Source organism: Micromonospora ferruginea (genome assembly GCF_013694245.2).
Lineage (GTDB): Bacteria > Actinomycetota > Actinomycetes > Mycobacteriales > Micromonosporaceae > Micromonospora > Micromonospora robiginosa.
In genome coordinates, this window is the sequence record NZ_CP059322.2 from 6500829 (window position 1) to 6514860 (window position 14032).

The following is a 14032-nucleotide window of genomic DNA, read 5'->3' on the forward strand; positions in this document are numbered from 1 at the left end:
TCGCAGAACGCCCCGGCCGGAGGAACCGGCCGGGGCGTTCGCGTGTGATGTGGGTCAGGCGGAGTGAGCGCGCAGCACCCGGAGACCGCCGCGGCGCTTGACCGCGCGGCGCTCCTCCTCGCTCATCCCGCCCCAGACGCCGGCGTCCTGACCGGACTCCAGCGCCCACTGCAGGCACTGGTCGGTCACGGGGCAGCGCCGGCAGACGGCCTTCGCCTGCTCCACCTGCAGGAGGGCCGGACCGGACGTCCCGATCGGGAAGAACAGCTCCGGGTCCTCGTCGCGGCAGACCGAATCGTGGCGCCAGTCCATGGCGGCAACACTCCTCATTCTTAGTGGATGGCCAGATAACGCTTCGTTGCTATTCCTATATGCATCCGCATTGCCGATCGGTGACGGTCAGCATCCGTCAATTCGGCGCTGCGTGAGCAGGCTGCGGGCCCCTGGACCTGCTGGAACAGCTCAACCTGACGAGCATATCCAGGCAATGTCCCGGTAACACGAGTTCGCTTGTGAATACTTTCACGAACTACAGCGATGTCAAGGGTGACGCTCGGAAAAACTCCGAACAGTGAGCGGGCTCACCACCCATTTGTCCCGGTTTACGAAGGCTCTCGTTACCCGGCGTGCCACAGTCGAGGATCAATATAGTACGGTCTGCGTGACGTTGCTGACATTTCCGGCACCCTTCCTCGGCGTGGCGGCCACCTCACCCTTCGCGGTGGGGGGCCCGCGTCAACCGACGGGGATACCCGAGACCTAGCAGATTACTCTCAGTGCGGCCGGCACGGAGGTGAATCTGACTTTTTCCCGCTCGCCCAGATAGTCGCCGTCTAGCTGGAACGGCAGCGGACGCGTCGCGACCAGCGTGAACTCCGACAGGTCGTGCAGCCGGAGCACCTGCTTGCCGTGCGGATCGGGCTGTCGGGAGAAGAACTGGGTCACCGTCCGTGCGGTGCTCGCCACCTTGAGCTGCCGAATGGCGAGCACGTCGAGCCCGAGGTCGAACGACGCCTCCGGATTCGGGTTGATCTCCCGGTCGCCGAGATAGGTCCACGGCGCGGTGTTCTGGATGATGGCGGTCGCCAGCTCGGTCGCCGGGGCCTCGCCCGGGCGCTCCAAAGTGATCGGCGGGTGCCGGCGGTCCGAGCCGACGAAGTACTGGCTCGCCGTGGACCGGAAGTAGAGCGCCGGCGTGGAGACGCGCCCCCGCTTGCGGGCCTGCTCCACCCGCCGGATCACCGCCGCGTCCAGCCCGAAACCCGCGCAGAACGTGAAGTAGCGGTCGTCCGCCCGGCCCAGCCCGATGGTGCGGGACCGGCCCAGCCGCAGCCCCTCCAGGATCATGCTGGTGCCGTCCGGCCACTCCCGCGGCAGGCCGAGGGCGCGGGCGAAGACGTTCGTCGAGCCACCCGGCACGGTGGCCAGCGCCGGCAGCCGCTCGGCCGAGGTCCCCCCGGTGCGGAACGTCGGCGGCTCCGCCGCCATCAGCCCGTTGACCACCTCGTTGACCGTGCCGTCACCGCCCAGCGTGACCACCAGGTCGACGCCCTCCTGGGCGGCCTCCCGGGCCAGGTCCATGGCGTGGCCCCGTCGGCGGGTGTAGCGCACCGACAGGTCGACTTCACTGCGCAGAGCCCGGACCAGAACGTCCCGGCTGCGCTCGCTGGTGGTGGTGGCCTTCGGATTGACCACCAGGACGGCCCGCATGGGCGGCACATTACCGCGCCTACCCACCGGTATCGTGGCGGCCGTGACGATCGACTCCGACCCGGTCCCCGGCACGCTCCGCGCGGCGGTGCTCCTGCTGCGCGCCGAGGCGGTGGCGCTCGGGCTGGTCGCGGCGTGGCTGATCTGGTCCGACCTCACCGCCCGCACCACCGACCTGACCTCGGCGCTGCTGGTGACCGCCTTCGCCGTCGCCGGCGCGGTCGCGCTCTGGGCGCTCGGCGGCGCGCTGTCCCGGCGGCGGTCGGGCGCCCGCGCGCCGGCCATCGTGCTCGAACTCATGCTGCTGCCCGTCGGGTGGTACATGATCCAGGGCGGGATGGCCTGGCTCGGGCTGCCGCTGATGGCGCTCGGGCTCGGCGTCGTCGGGCTGCTGGTCAGCGGCCCGACCAACCGGGCGCTCGGCTTCGGCGAGCCGGCCGGCCGCTGACCGGCGCCTCTCCGGTCGACGCCCGTCGCCCGTCGGGGCGGGCCCGGTCAGAAGACGCTGGAGCGGCGGGTCAACAGCGAGATGGTGGCCCGGCCGTCGGCCGCCCGGGCGCCGGCCGAGGTGGTCAACGCGGTCAGCACCTTCCAGGCGAAGGACGACTCGGACGGCAGCGTGGCCCCGCGCACGGTCGGCACGGTCACCTCGACGGTGAGCGCGTCCTCGGTGACCGCGAAGCGGCACTCCAGCTCGGCGTCGCGGGTGGCGATGGCGAGCAGCATCGCGCACGCCTCGTCGACGGCGATCCGCAGGTCCTCGATCTCGTCGAGGGCGAACTGGAGCCGGGCCGCGAGCCCGGCCGTGGCGGTGCGGAGCACGCCGAGGTAACCACCGTCGGCGGGCACGGTGAGGTGCACGACGTCGTCGTCCGTCGTCGGCTGTCCGGTCAGTTGAGTCACGCCTCATCCCCCCGGTGCGGGACTCTACCCGGTCAGGCGGCCGGACGGGTGGGCGCGGGCGTCGCCTGCGCGGCGAGGTCGCGCAACGCGGCCCCGGCCAGCCGGTACGGCGTCCACTCGTCCATCGGCGTGGCGCCGATCGCGGCGTAGAAACGGGCCGCCGGATTCCAGTTGATCATCCACCAGTCGAGCCGCTGGTAGCCGCGCTCGACGCAGATCGCGGCCAGGGTGGCCAGCAGCCGCCGGCCGGCGCCGGTGCCCCGGGCGCCCGGCCGGACGTAGAGGTCCTCCAGGTAGATGCCGTGCACGCCGGCCCAGGTGGAGAAGTTGAGGAACCAGAGGGCGAAGCCCACCGGCTCGTCCGAGGCGTCCACCGCGACGTGCCCGAACAGCGCCGGGGCGTCGGCGAACAGGGCCGCGTGGAGCTGCCCGGCGGTGAGGTGGCACTGCTCCGGGGCGCGCTCGTAGTCGGCGAGTTCGTGCACCATGGCGACGACGGCCGGCACGTCCTCGGGACGTACCGGCCGGATCGTCGGTGCCGTGGCGGGCGACGTCACGCCTGCTTGGTCTCCCAGAAGATCTTGGAGATCTCGTCGATCTTCGAGAGCAGCTCGTCGGCCTTGGCCGGGTCGGTGCCGCCCTTGGCGCCGGCCGCGCCGGCCAGCTTGGTGGCCTCGTTGAAGAGCTGGTGCAGGTGCGGGTACTTCTCGAAGTGCTGCGGCTTGAAGTAGTCGGTCCACAGCACCCACAGGTGGTGCTTGACCAGGTCGGCCCGCTGCTCCTTGATCAGGATGGCGCGGGTGCGGAACTCCGGGTCGGTGTTCGCCTGGTACTTCTCGCAGATCATTTTGACCGACTCGGCCTCGATCCGGGCCTGGGCCGGGTCGTAGACGCCGCAGGGCAGGTCACAGTGGGCGCTGGCGATCGTACGGGGCATGAGGATGCGAGGAAGGCGCATCAGGGTCCTCCACGGGATGTTTGCGATGATCCAAGACGACACTACTCCTGGAGATGCTTTCCAGCGGGCAGGAGGTGAAACCGGTGCTGCCCGTGCTGATCCACGGTCCGTCCATGTCGCCGACGCTGCGCCACGGCGACGCGGTGCTGGTCCGCACCGGTGGCCGGGCGGTCCGCCCCGGCGACGTCGTGGTCGCGGTCTTCCGCAGTCGCCCGGACCTGCTGGTGGTGAAACGCGCGGTCGAGCCCCGCGACGGCGGCTGGTGGCTGCGCGGCGACAACGACCTGGTCACCGACGACTCCCGGGCCTACGGGGTGGCCGACGTTCGAGGCCGGGTGGTGGCCCGCTGGTGGCCGCGTCCGGGGCGGATCAAGGGTCGGCGGGGGTAGCCGACGAATATGACCCCGCTCACATCGTGGGAGTCGGGGCGTGACTATGCTCGAAAAGTGCCCGGGTGACCCCCGCACCGCCGCCCCGCCGGTCGCTGACCACCGCTGACCTCGCCCGCCGGTCCGTCTGCTCGACAGATCCTGGAGTCACCATGTCTGCGTCCACCCCGGACCCCGCTGATCCCGTCTTCCACCTTCATCTCGGCGGCAAGATGGCCGTCGCCTCCACCGTGCCGCTGACCAGCCGGGAGGACCTCTCCCTGGCGTACACCCCGGGGGTTGCCCGGGTCTGTGAGGCCATCGCCGCCGATCCCGCGCTCGCCGACACCTACACCTGGGTGTCGCACACCGTCGCCGTGGTCACCGACGGCTCCGCCGTGCTCGGCCTGGGCAACATCGGCCCGCGCGCCGCGCTGCCCGTGATGGAGGGCAAGGCGGTGCTGTTCAAGCAGTTCGCCGGCGTGGACGCGGTGCCGGTCTGCCTGGACACCCAGGACGTCGACGAGATCGTCGCGACGGTCAGGGCGCTCGCGCCCTCGTTCGGCGGGATCAACCTGGAGGACATCAGCGCCCCGCGCTGCTTCGAGGTGGAACGCCGGCTGGACGAGGCGCTGGACATCCCGGTCTTCCACGACGACCAGCACGGCACCGCGATCGTGGTGCTGGCCGCCCTGCGCAACGCGGCGGCGCTGCTCAACCGCAAGCTGGGCGACCTACGGGTCGCGGTCAGTGGCGCCGGCGCGGCCGGTGTGGCGGTCACCAAGATGCTGATCGCCGGCGGCGTCGACCCGGCCCGGGTGGTGGTGTGCGACTCGCGCGGCATCATCGGCCGGCACCGTGAGCTGACCGGCACCAAGGCCGAGCTGGCCGACCTCACCAACGCCGAGGGCCGCCAGGGCGACGTCACCGAGGCGCTGCGCGACGCGGACGTGCTGATCGGCGTCTCCGGCGGCCAGATCCCCGAGGCGGCGGTCGCCGGCATGGCCCCCGGCGGCATCGTCTTCGCGCTGGCCAACCCCACCCCCGAGGTGCACCCGGAGGTGGCCGCCCGGCACGTCGCGGTGGTCGCCACCGGCCGCAGCGACTACCCCAACCAGATCAACAACGTGCTCGCGTTCCCGGGCGTGTTCCGGGGCGCGCTGGACGCCGGGGCCACCCGGATCACCGACGCGATGAAGGTGGCCGCCGCCGACGCCATCGCGGGCGTGGTGGCCGAGTCGCTCACCGCGGACGCGATCGTGCCGTCCCCGCTCGACCCGCGGGTCGCCCCCGCCGTCGCCTCGGCGGTGGCCGACGCCGCCCGCCGCGACGGGGTCGCCCGCCGCTGAGGGGGTAAGGAGGGGCCCCTTCTTAACGCTTCCGGTAGAGGAAGGGCCCCTTCTTAACGGCCGCTCAGCTTGTTACCGTGCCGATCATGCGTGCTGCCTATGCCTCGGCCTTCGACGCCGACAACCCGCTCGCCGCGCTCGCCGTCGGCGACCGCCCCGAGCCGACCCACCCGCAGGACGACTGGGTCACCATGCGGGTGCGGGCCAGCTCGCTGAACCACCACGACCTCTGGTCGCTGCGTGGCGTGGGGCTGACCGCCGACCAGCTCCCGATGATCCTGGGCTGCGACGCGGTCGGCACCGACCCGGACGGCAACGAGATGGTCATCTACCCCGTGGTGCCCACCCCGGGCGACCCGCGCGGGGTGTCCATCCTCTCCGAGCACTACCAGGGCACGTTCGCCGAGCTGGTCGCCGTACCCCGGATGAACCTGCTGCCGCTGCCCGACGGCCTGTCGGCCACCGACGCGGCGTGCCTGCCCACGGCCTGGCTCACCGCGTGGCGGATGCTCACCACCAAGGGCCGGGTCGCCGACGGCGAGTCGGTGCTGGTCCAGGGCGCCGGGGGTGGCGTGGCCACCGCGGCGGTCGCGCTCGCCGTCGCGCTCGGCAAGCGGGTGTACGCGACCAGCCGCGACGCCGCCAAGCGGGAGCGGATCGCCGAGCTGGGTGCCACCGCGCTGGAGCCCGGCGCCCGGTTGCCCGAGCGGGTGGACGTGGTGATCGAGACGGTCGGCGCGGCCACGTTCGACCACTCGCTGAAGTCGGCCGCCCCGATGGCCCGGATCGTCGTCTCCGGCGCCACCGCCGGGCACGAGCCCAAGGTCAACCTGCGTCGTGTCTTCGCCATGCAGTTGGAGATCCTCGGCACCTCCATGGGCACCCCGGACGAGCTGGCCGAGCTGCTCGCGTTCTGCGCCGAGCACGGCGTCCGACCGGTGGTGGACCGGGTGGTGCCGTTCAGCGACATCTCCGACGCGTTCGCGCGGCTGCACTCCGGCGAGGTCTTCGGCAAGGTGGTCGTCGACCACACGGCGTGAGCCGAGGTGTTAGGCGGGGCCCCCGCCTCTACCGGAAGCGTTAAGAAGGGGCCCCTCCTTACAACCGGTCGTCGAGGGTGGCGAGGTTGCCGCGAGTCGCGTCGTTGGGGAGGCGGGTCTTCGCCGCCGGGTCGCCGTAGAGCGTCCAGCGCAGGAACTCGACCGTGGTGTCCGCCACCACCCGCAGCGCCTTCCCGTCACCGAGCAACGCCCGGCCGTGGTCACCCTTCGGCAGGCTGAGCATCGCCTTCGGCCACGGCACCGCGTCGAAGACCGCCTTCCCGGCGGCGTACGACACCACCTCGTCCGCCTCGCCGTGCACGAACAACTGCGGCGCGGCGGCACCGGCGAACGCGGTGCCCACGCCGAGCGCCGTGCCGGCGAACACGATCCCGGCGTCCAACCGCTCGTCCCGGCCGGTGGTGAACAACCCGATCGTGGTCACCCCGCCCGCGCTGTGCCCGGTCGCGGCCACCCGCCCCGGATCCAGCCGGCCGCGCAGCGGGTCGCCCGCCGTCTCGCCGAGCGCGAGCACCCTGGTCAACACGTACGACACGTCGGCCGGCTGGTTGAGCACGTCCAGCGGGTTGCCGTCGCCGCCCTGGCCGGTGTGCGGGAAGCGCGGCGCGGCGACCACGAACCCGGCCGCCGCCCAGCGCGTCAGCAACACCTGGTAGTCCTCCGGGCGGGCGCCCAGGCCGTGGCTGAACAGCACCACCGGGAACCGCCCGCCGGCCGCCGGGGCGGACCGCTCGGCCGGGCCGCCGGCCGCGCCCGTCGCCGGGTACCAGAGCGTCACCGGCAGCGGGCGGTCGCCGCCGCGGTTCAGCTTCACCTGGCGTACGCCGACCGCGAAGCTCTTCGAGGGCGCCTTGCCGGCGGCCACCCGCGGAGCGGGCGTGGTGGCCTGCGGTGAGTTGTCGGGAGCGGGCCGCCCGGCCGGCACGCTCGGCCGGGAACAGCCAACCACACCCACGCCGACAAGCGCGGCGGCAACCAGAGCGACAAAACGACGGCGCATGCCCCCGATTCTGCCTCGCGTTCCGAAGGCGGGGCCCCTTCTTAACGCCTGCGGTAGAGGCGGGGCCCCTTCTTAACACCCTGCGCGGGCGGCGGGCGGCGGGCGGCGGGCGGCGGGCGGCGGGTGGCGGGTGGCGGGTCAGCGGGGCGGGTGGTGGGCCGGTGACGCGCGGAGGCGGGCCAGGTCGGCGGCGTCCTTGGCGCGTCGGGGGCGCTCCGGCATCCAGACCGGGTACATCTCCTTGAACTCGATCTGCGCGGTGACACTGATCACCGGCGCCACGAGTGACCCGATCCGGCCGGGCGGGGCGGCCAGCATCCCCTCCGGCAGGGCGGTGCCCGCCCACGGCCCGGCGCCGACGACCACCCGGCCGCCAGCATCCCGGTCCAGGTAGGCGAAGCTCAGCTCCACGTCGCCCCGGAGCAGGTCGAGCTGGGTGGTGGCCGGCATCCGCGGGTCGGGACCCCAGCCCCGCCCGCCCAGCAGGTCGGCCAGCCGGTCGGCGTCGCGCCGCCAGCAGTACCAGTCGACGTCGACGTGCGGGCGGCCCACCGCGCCGAGGTGGAAGTCCATCGCCCAGCCACCGCGCAGCCAGACCTCGATCCCGGCCGCCCCGGACAGCTCGACCACCTCGCGGATCGCGTCCAGTTGCCGCCCCGCCAGCTCGTCCATCGCGGCAACGCTACCGCCCGCCGGGTGGAAGGCGGGGCCCCTTCTTAACGCCTGCGGTAGAGGCGGGGCCCCTTCTTAACACGCGGCGGACGGCCAGCGGCCAGCGGCCGATGGGGCGGCGGGGTGGTTCAGGCTGGGAAGGAGCGGGTGGTGAAGGTGGTGACGCCGGGCACGGTGGCGTCGGCGGGGAGGCGGCGCAGGGCCCCCCGGTCGCCGTAGAGCGTCCAGCGGAGGAAGTCGGTGGTGGTGGCGAGCACCTCCGGGAACCCCGGTCGGCCCGGACCCAGGTACTCACCGTGGCCCTGGCCGCGCAGGCTGAGGAAGGCGGCCGGTCCGAGACAGCGGGCGTACGCGGCCCGGCCGATCGACTGCGGGACGATCCGGTCGGCGGTGCCGTGCACGAACAGCACCGGCGCCATCGGCCGGACCGGGCCGACGACCGGCCGCCCACCGGCGATGACGATGGCCACCCGCAACGGGACCGGTGACGCGGACGCGAACATGCCGAGGGTGGTGTGACCGCCCGCCGAGTGCCCGGCGGCGGCGAGCCGGTCCATGGCCAGGTGCGCGCCGAGCGGATCACCGGAGCGGGCGCTCAGCCGGACGAGGTGGCGGACCAGCCGCCAGGCGTCGGCCGGTTGGTTGCGGACGTCGTCGCGGCTGAAGGTCCGCGCCCGTCGGTTGGTACGCGGGTAGGTCGGCGCGACCACCACCAGGCCGGCTGCCGCCCAGCGGCTGGTCAGCGGCGCGTGCAGCGCGGGCAGGCTGCGTAGCCCGTGGCTGTAGACGACCACCGGGAACCGTCCGGCGGCCACCGGCGCCCACGACCACACCCTCGGCCCGGTCTCGGTGCCGGGGCCCGGCGCGACGGCCCGCCGACCCGACCCGGCCCGATCGGCAGAGGGCGACGCGCCGGCGGCAACGTCGGCAGCCAGACCGGGGGAGGTGGGCATGGGCGTGGTGCCGGCGGGGACGTCGGTAGCCGGACCGGGGGAGTGCGGCGCGGGCGTGGTGCCGGCGGGGACGTCGGTAGCCGGACCGGGGAGTGCGGCGCGGGCGTGGTGCCGGCGGGGACGTCGGTAGCCGGACCGGGGAGTGCGGCGCGGGCGTGGTGCCGGCGGGGACGTCGGTAGCCGGACCGGGGGAGTGCGGCGCGGGCGTGGTGCCGGCGCGGACGTCGGCAGCCGGACCGGGGGAGTACGGCGCGGGCGTCGCGTCGGAGGGGACGTCGGTGATCGGGCCGGCGGGGGCCGGCGGGTCCACCGGATACCAGACGGTGACCGGTAGCGGCCGGGGGCCGTCCGGGTCGACGGTGAACTGCCGCATCCCCACCGCGTACGGGCGGTCGGGCGCGGGCCGGACGGCGGCCGGGACCGGGTCGGTGGTGGCGACGGCCGGCCCGCAGCCGGCCAGCAGCGCCGTCATCAGCGCGGCCACCAGCCGCTGCCCCCTCACCCCTGCACGGTAGGCAGCCGAGTGGGCCGCCCGCGCCCGCCATCCGGGCCGGCTGCCCACGCCGGCCGGCCGGGCGGAGCCTCCACCGACCGGGCGGGTTGGCCGGAGCGGGTGGCCCGGGTGCGTCCGCGCCGGCCTGGCGGGGCACTCGGCTCCGGCGGGTTTCGCTAGGGTCACGCGCATGACTGAGAACTACACCGACCCGAGCGGCAACACGGCGCAGTTTCGTGCCTTCGTCGACGCGCCCGAGTCGGCCACGGCGGCGGCGTCCACCCCGTCGCGACTGCCGCTGATCGTCGGTGCCGGCGTGGCCGCCGTGGTCGTCGTCGCCCTGGTCGCCTGGCTCGCGTTGGGCTGAGGCCTGCCGGGCAAGGTCGCGTTGGGCTGAGGCCTGCCGGGCAAGGTCGCGTTGGGCTGAGGCCCGCCGGACAAGGCCGCACCGGGCTGAGCCGGGCTCCGGGAAGCGCGGATCAGGCGAGCACGTCGCGGGTCTCGCGGGCGATCTCCCGCTCCTCGTCGGTGCCGATCACCAGCACCGTGACCTCCGCGCCGTCGGGGGAGACGACCCGGTCGCCCGTACCCTCGTTGCGGGCCGGGTCGACGGCGATGCCGAGCCGGTCCAGCCCGGCCAGCGACGCGGCCCGGACCGCCGCGGCGTGCTCGCCGACCCCGGCGGTGAACGCGACCGCGTCGACCCGCCCGAGCAGCGCGTAGTACGCCCCCACGTAGCCGGTGATCCGGCGGCAGTAGACGTCGAACGCCAGCGCCGCGGCCGGGTCGCCGGAGTCGCGCCGGGCCAGCACCTCCCGCATGTCGTTGACGCCGGTGAGCCCGAGCAGGCCGCTGCGGTGATTGAGCAGGTCGTCGATCTCGTCCACGCTCATCCCGCCCTCGCGGCGCAGGTGGAAGATGACGGTCGGGTCGAGGTCGCCGCTGCGGGTGCCCATGACCAGGCCTTCCAGCGGGGACATGCCCATCGAGGTGGCGACGCTGCGACCGCCCCGCACCGCGCACGCGCTGGCCCCGTTGCCCAGGTGCAGCGTGATGGTGTTCAGCTCCGCGTACGGCCGGTCGAGCAGCTCGGCGGCCCGCCGCGAGACGTACGCGTGTGAGGTGCCGTGGAAGCCGTACCGCCGCACGTCGTACCGTTCGGCGGTGGCCCGGTCGATGGCGTAGGTGGCCGCGGCCTCGGGCAGCGTGTGGTGGAACGCGGTGTCGAAGACCGCGACCTGCGGGGTGTCCGGCAGCGCCTCCCGGGCCACCCGGATGCCGGCCAGGTTTGCCGGGTTGTGCAGCGGGGCGAGCGGGACCAGCTCCTCGATCGCGGTGACCACCGCGTCGTCGATCAGCACCGGAGCGCTGAACCGCCGTCCCCCGTGCACCACCCGGTGCCCGACGCCGGCCAGCCCGGTGAGGTCGAGCCGGTCGATGATCTCCCGGACCGCGCTCTCGTGGTCGGCCGGTCCGCCGCCCGGCTCGCCGATCCGCTCCACGGTGCCCTTGTCGAGGACGTCGTCGCCGTCGTAGAGCCGGTACTTGACCGACGAGGATCCCGTGTTGAGGACCAGGATGCGGCTCATCTACGACGCCTCCGCGGCGGCCTGGATGGCGGTGATCGCCACCGTGTTGACGATGTCCGGCACGGTGGCGCCCCTCGACAGGTCGTTGACCGGCCGGCGCAGGCCCTGCATGACCGGGCCGACCGCGACCGCGCCGGCCGAGCGCTGCACCGCCTTGTACGTGTTGTTGCCGGTGTTCAGGTCCGGGAAGATGAACACGGTGGCCCGTCCCGCCACCGGGCTGTCCGGCAGCTTGGTGGCGGCGACCTGCGGGTCGATCGCCGCGTCGTACTGGATCGGACCCTCGACCAGCAGTTCCGGCCGGCGTTCCCGGACCAGCTTCGTGGCCGCCGCGACCTTCTCCACGTCCGCGCCGGCGCCGGAGCTGCCGGTGGAGTACGACAGCATGGCCACCCGGGGCTCGATGCCGAACCGGGCCGCGGTGTCGGCCGACGAGATGGCGATGTCGGCGAGCTGGGCGGCGTCCGGGTCCGGGTTGACCGCGCAGTCGCCGTAGACCAGCACCCGGTCGGCGAGCAGCATGAAGAAGACGCTCGACGCGACCGAGACGCCGGGCACGGTGCGGATGATCTCGAAGGCCGGGCGGATGGTGGCGGCCGTGGTGTGGGTGGCCCCGGAGACCATCCCGTCGGCGCGTCCGGCCTGCACCATCATGGTGCCGAAGTAGTTGGGTTGCGCCACGACGTCGTACGCCAGCTCCGGCGTCACGCCGCGGTGCGCGCGCAGCTTCGCGTACGCCTCGGCGAACTCGTCCCGCCACTCGCTGGTCGCCGGGTCGACCACCTGCGCGTCGCCCAGGTCGACGCCCAGTTCCCGGGTGCGCCGGGCGACCTCGTCGGGGCGGCCGAGCAGGGTCAGGTCGGCGACGCCGCGGCGCAGCAGCACCTCCGCCGCGCGCAGGATCCGCTCCTCGCCGCCCTCGGGCAGCACCAGCCGGCGACGCCGGGCCCGGGCCCGGTCGATCAGGTCGTTCTCGAACATCAGCGGCGTGACCCGCGCCGAGCGGGTGACCCGCAGCCGGCGGGCCAGGTCGTCGGTGTCCACGCACCGTTCGAACGCGCCGAGCGCGGCCTCCACCTTGCGCGGGTTGGCGGTGCTGGGGCGGCCCTCGATCCGGCTGGACGCCTCGACCGTGTCGTAGCTGTCGCTGGTCACCGAGAGCACGGCCAGCCCGGTGTTCATCCGCTCGACCAGCCGCATGGCGCGCGGGTCGGGCTGTTCGCCGAGCGTGAGCACCAGCCCGGCCAGCGAGACCTGCCCGGCCACGTGCGCGGCGCCGGCGGCCACCAGCAGGTCGGCCCGGTCGCCCGGGGTGATCACCAGTGCCCCGTCGGTGAGGTGGTCGAGCAGGGTCGGCACGTGCGCGGCGCCGACCACGTAGTCGAGCACGTCGCGGTCGAGCGCGGCCCGGTCGCCGGCGAGCCTGGTGGCGCCGAGCGCCGCCGCCACCTCGGCCACCGTCGGCGCCGACACGGTCGGCACCTCCGGGATGGCGTACGCGGGGACCGGCAGCTCGGGCAGCGCCGTCGGCTCGGGCACCCGGTTGGCGACCACCGCGACCACCGTCGCGCCCAGGTCGGCCAGATCGTGGTACGCGCCGCGCACGGCCGCCGCGACGGCCTCGGGCGACTGCCCGAACCCGTCCACCACGGGCACCACGACGCTGCCGAACTCGGTGGCGAGGCGGGCGTTGAAGGCCAGCTCCCGGGGGCCGGCGCCGTCGCCGTCGGCGAAGTCGCTGCCGACCACCACGACGGCGGGGCAGCGCCGTTCCACCTCCCGGTAGCGGGCCACGATCCGCGAGATCAGCTCCTCCCGCCGGCCGTTCGCGACCAGCTCGGTGGCCTCGGCGTAGGTCGCGCCGTGCAGCTCGTCGACCGGCAGCTCCACCCGGTAGCGCTCGGTGAGCAGGGCCAGGATCGGGTCACTGCCGTCGCCGGCGACCAGCGGCCGGAACGCGGCGATCCGCCCGACCTGTCGGGACAGCAGCTCGGCCAGCCCGAGCGCCAGGGTGGACTTTCCTCCGCCCGACCCCACGCTGGTCAGGTACACGCTGCGCGCCACGCCCCCACGCTACAAGATCGCCCCCACCCCCGCCCGGGTCCTTCGCCCCTGCCCTCCTGCGCTCTCCCGCGCTCGTTGTCCCCACCCCTTTCCCCGTCGATCTTGGAGTTGTGGCACCTGACAAGAGGTGTCAACGGGACATTCGAGGCACCACAACTCCAAGATCGACGTGGCGGGCGGGCGGGGCGGGCGGGGCGGGCGGGCAGGGGTTAGACGGGAGTGGGGGTGGGTGGGGTGGGGAGGGGAGGGGTCGGCGGCGCGGAGGAGGGCGTCGGACTTCGCCACCCAGGCGGCGCCGAACGCGAACACGGCGAGCGTCTCGCACCACAGCACCGGCTTGACGGTGTGCCGGACGTCCTCGGGCAGCAGCGTGCTGGCCAGGGCGAGCGAGATCGCCAGCACGATCAGCCCACCGCAGGTCCGGTAGAAGAGCACCGCCGAGCGGCGCGGCGGAACGCCGGCGGTGTCCGGGCGGGTGAACAGCACCAGGCAGAAGACCGCGAGCAGGGCGAAGAGGCCGGCGGCGGCGACCTGGTGCACCACGCCGACGGTACGGTCGAGCCCGTCGACGGTGGGGACCGGCGCGCCGGTGGTGGTGGGGAACAGGGCGACGGTGACCGCCAGGACGCCGGCCACGGTGCCGAGCACGTCCTCCGGCCGGCGGTAGCGGTAGCCGATCAGGAAGACGCCAACGGCGCACATCGAGCCGACGAAGGCGTCCCGCATCTCGGAGTGGTAGTAGCCGCTGAGCGAGTCCAGCAGGGTGAGTCGCCGGGTGGCGGCGATGTGGCCGACCACCAGCACGACGGGCAGCGCGAGGCCGACCGATCCGACACCGAGGCGCAGGTGGCGTACCGTCACCGCGTCCTGCGGCGGTTTGTGGCTCCCGGGGTTCATACCTCAACAGTGGAC

Annotated in this window: 16 protein-coding genes; 5 read left to right on the forward strand and 11 right to left on the reverse strand. The window is 73.7% G+C overall.

What is annotated here, in order from left to right; genetic code table 11:
• Positions 1 to 54: 54 nt before the first annotated feature.
• Both H1D33_RS29375 and H1D33_RS29380 read right to left on the reverse strand, forming a co-directional pair.
• The gene (locus tag H1D33_RS29375) at positions 55 to 312 is read right to left on the reverse strand and encodes a WhiB family transcriptional regulator (protein ID WP_013288358.1); all 258 of its coding nucleotides are present in this window, start codon (positions 310 to 312) and stop codon (positions 55 to 57) included.
• Positions 313 to 759: 447 nt separating this feature from the next.
• Positions 760 to 1710 carry a diacylglycerol/lipid kinase family protein gene (locus H1D33_RS29380; protein WP_181570116.1) on the reverse strand — a complete coding sequence of 317 codons (951 nt, stop codon included), beginning with the start codon at positions 1708 to 1710 and terminating at the stop codon, positions 760 to 762.
• A 43-nt stretch (positions 1711 to 1753) separates the two neighbouring features.
• Between H1D33_RS29380 and H1D33_RS29385 the strand changes: the two genes are divergently transcribed.
• The gene (locus H1D33_RS29385; RefSeq protein WP_181570115.1) at positions 1754 to 2158 is read left to right on the forward strand and encodes a hypothetical protein; all 405 of its coding nucleotides are present in this window, start codon (positions 1754 to 1756) and stop codon (positions 2156 to 2158) included.
• Positions 2159 to 2205: 47 nt separating this feature from the next.
• Here the strand turns inward: H1D33_RS29385 and H1D33_RS29390 are convergent, their stop codons facing one another.
• The 3 genes from H1D33_RS29390 to sodN are packed head-to-tail and all read right to left on the reverse strand — an operon-like array spanning position 2206 to position 3571.
• The gene (locus H1D33_RS29390) at positions 2206 to 2613 is read right to left on the reverse strand and encodes an ATP-binding protein (protein WP_181570114.1); all 408 of its coding nucleotides are present in this window, start codon (positions 2611 to 2613) and stop codon (positions 2206 to 2208) included.
• Positions 2614 to 2645: 32 nt separating this feature from the next.
• Positions 2646 to 3170: a GNAT family N-acetyltransferase gene (locus H1D33_RS29395; protein ID WP_181570113.1), complete on the reverse strand. Its 525-nt coding sequence runs from the start codon at positions 3168 to 3170 to the stop codon at positions 2646 to 2648.
• Positions 3167 to 3571, reverse strand: coding sequence for a superoxide dismutase, Ni (gene sodN, locus H1D33_RS29400; protein WP_181570112.1), 405 nt, complete (start codon positions 3569 to 3571; stop codon positions 3167 to 3169). Before sodN ends, H1D33_RS29395 begins: the two co-directional genes overlap by 4 nt.
• A 53-nt stretch (positions 3572 to 3624) precedes the next feature.
• On the opposite strand from sodN, the gene H1D33_RS29405 reads away from it, so the two are divergent.
• From H1D33_RS29405 to H1D33_RS29415, 3 genes are all read left to right on the forward strand, one after another.
• Positions 3625 to 3960, forward strand: a complete 336-nt coding sequence (locus tag H1D33_RS29405) for a S24/S26 family peptidase (protein WP_181570111.1) — start codon at positions 3625 to 3627, stop codon at positions 3958 to 3960.
• Between the two features lie 152 nt (positions 3961 to 4112).
• Positions 4113 to 5288 carry an NAD(P)-dependent malic enzyme gene (locus H1D33_RS29410; RefSeq protein WP_181570110.1) on the forward strand — a complete coding sequence of 392 codons (1176 nt, stop codon included), beginning with the start codon at positions 4113 to 4115 and terminating at the stop codon, positions 5286 to 5288.
• A gap of 77 nt (positions 5289 to 5365) precedes the next feature.
• Entirely contained in the window at positions 5366 to 6328 is a 963-nt protein-coding gene (locus H1D33_RS29415) for a zinc-binding dehydrogenase (protein WP_181570109.1), read from the forward strand.
• Positions 6329 to 6386: 58 nt separating this feature from the next.
• On the opposite strand, the gene H1D33_RS29420 is transcribed toward H1D33_RS29415, so the two are convergent.
• From H1D33_RS29420 to H1D33_RS29430, 3 genes are all read right to left on the reverse strand, one after another.
• The gene (locus H1D33_RS29420) at positions 6387 to 7349 is read right to left on the reverse strand and encodes an alpha/beta hydrolase family protein (protein WP_181570108.1); all 963 of its coding nucleotides are present in this window, start codon (positions 7347 to 7349) and stop codon (positions 6387 to 6389) included.
• 138 nt (positions 7350 to 7487) lie between these two features.
• A complete protein-coding gene (locus H1D33_RS29425; RefSeq protein ID WP_307755277.1) occupies positions 7488 to 8021 on the reverse strand; it encodes a nucleotidyltransferase domain-containing protein in 534 nt (177 codons plus the stop codon).
• Between the two features lie 128 nt (positions 8022 to 8149).
• Positions 8150 to 8836, reverse strand: a complete 687-nt coding sequence (locus tag H1D33_RS29430; RefSeq protein WP_307755278.1) for an alpha/beta hydrolase family protein — start codon at positions 8834 to 8836, stop codon at positions 8150 to 8152.
• An 821-nt stretch (positions 8837 to 9657) separates the two neighbouring features.
• On the opposite strand from H1D33_RS29430, the gene H1D33_RS29435 reads away from it, so the two are divergent.
• Complete coding sequence (locus H1D33_RS29435) at positions 9658 to 9834, forward strand: hypothetical protein (RefSeq protein WP_181570107.1); 177 nt, start codon at positions 9658 to 9660, stop codon at positions 9832 to 9834.
• Positions 9835 to 9946: 112 nt separating this feature from the next.
• Here the strand turns inward: H1D33_RS29435 and H1D33_RS29440 are convergent, their stop codons facing one another.
• From H1D33_RS29440 to H1D33_RS29450, 3 genes are read right to left on the reverse strand one after another with little or no spacing between them, the layout of a single operon-like run.
• Positions 9947 to 11056, reverse strand: a complete 1110-nt coding sequence (locus H1D33_RS29440; RefSeq protein WP_181570106.1) for an acetate/propionate family kinase — start codon at positions 11054 to 11056, stop codon at positions 9947 to 9949.
• The gene (pta, locus tag H1D33_RS29445; RefSeq protein WP_181570105.1) at positions 11057 to 13120 is read right to left on the reverse strand and encodes a phosphate acetyltransferase; all 2064 of its coding nucleotides are present in this window, start codon (positions 13118 to 13120) and stop codon (positions 11057 to 11059) included.
• Between the two features lie 9 nt (positions 13121 to 13129).
• Positions 13130 to 14017, reverse strand: coding sequence for a hypothetical protein (locus H1D33_RS29450; protein ID WP_307755279.1), 888 nt, complete (start codon positions 14015 to 14017; stop codon positions 13130 to 13132).
• Positions 14018 to 14032: the final 15 nt, after the last annotated feature.

Excerpts from the sequence above, each read along its gene's own strand:
- H1D33_RS29375 (WP_013288358.1), bottom strand. The coding sequence starts at position 312 with ATGGACTGGCGCCACGATTCGGTCTGCCGCGACGAGGACCCGGAGCTG.
- H1D33_RS29380 (WP_181570116.1), bottom strand. The coding sequence starts at position 1,710 with ATGCGGGCCGTCCTGGTGGTCAATCCGAAGGCCACCACCACCAGCGAG.
- sodN (WP_181570112.1), bottom strand. The coding sequence starts at position 3,571 with ATGCGCCTTCCTCGCATCCTCATGCCCCGTACGATCGCCAGCGCCCAC.
- H1D33_RS29405 (WP_181570111.1), top strand. The coding sequence starts at position 3,625 with ATGCTTTCCAGCGGGCAGGAGGTGAAACCGGTGCTGCCCGTGCTGATC.
- H1D33_RS29410 (WP_181570110.1), top strand. The coding sequence starts at position 4,113 with ATGTCTGCGTCCACCCCGGACCCCGCTGATCCCGTCTTCCACCTTCAT.
- H1D33_RS29420 (WP_181570108.1), bottom strand. The coding sequence starts at position 7,349 with ATGCGCCGTCGTTTTGTCGCTCTGGTTGCCGCCGCGCTTGTCGGCGTG.
- H1D33_RS29425 (WP_307755277.1), bottom strand. The coding sequence starts at position 8,021 with ATGGACGAGCTGGCGGGGCGGCAACTGGACGCGATCCGCGAGGTGGTC.
- H1D33_RS29435 (WP_181570107.1), top strand. The coding sequence starts at position 9,658 with ATGACTGAGAACTACACCGACCCGAGCGGCAACACGGCGCAGTTTCGT.
- H1D33_RS29440 (WP_181570106.1), bottom strand. The coding sequence starts at position 11,056 with ATGAGCCGCATCCTGGTCCTCAACACGGGATCCTCGTCGGTCAAGTAC.
- H1D33_RS29450 (WP_307755279.1), bottom strand. The coding sequence starts at position 14,017 with ATGAACCCCGGGAGCCACAAACCGCCGCAGGACGCGGTGACGGTACGC.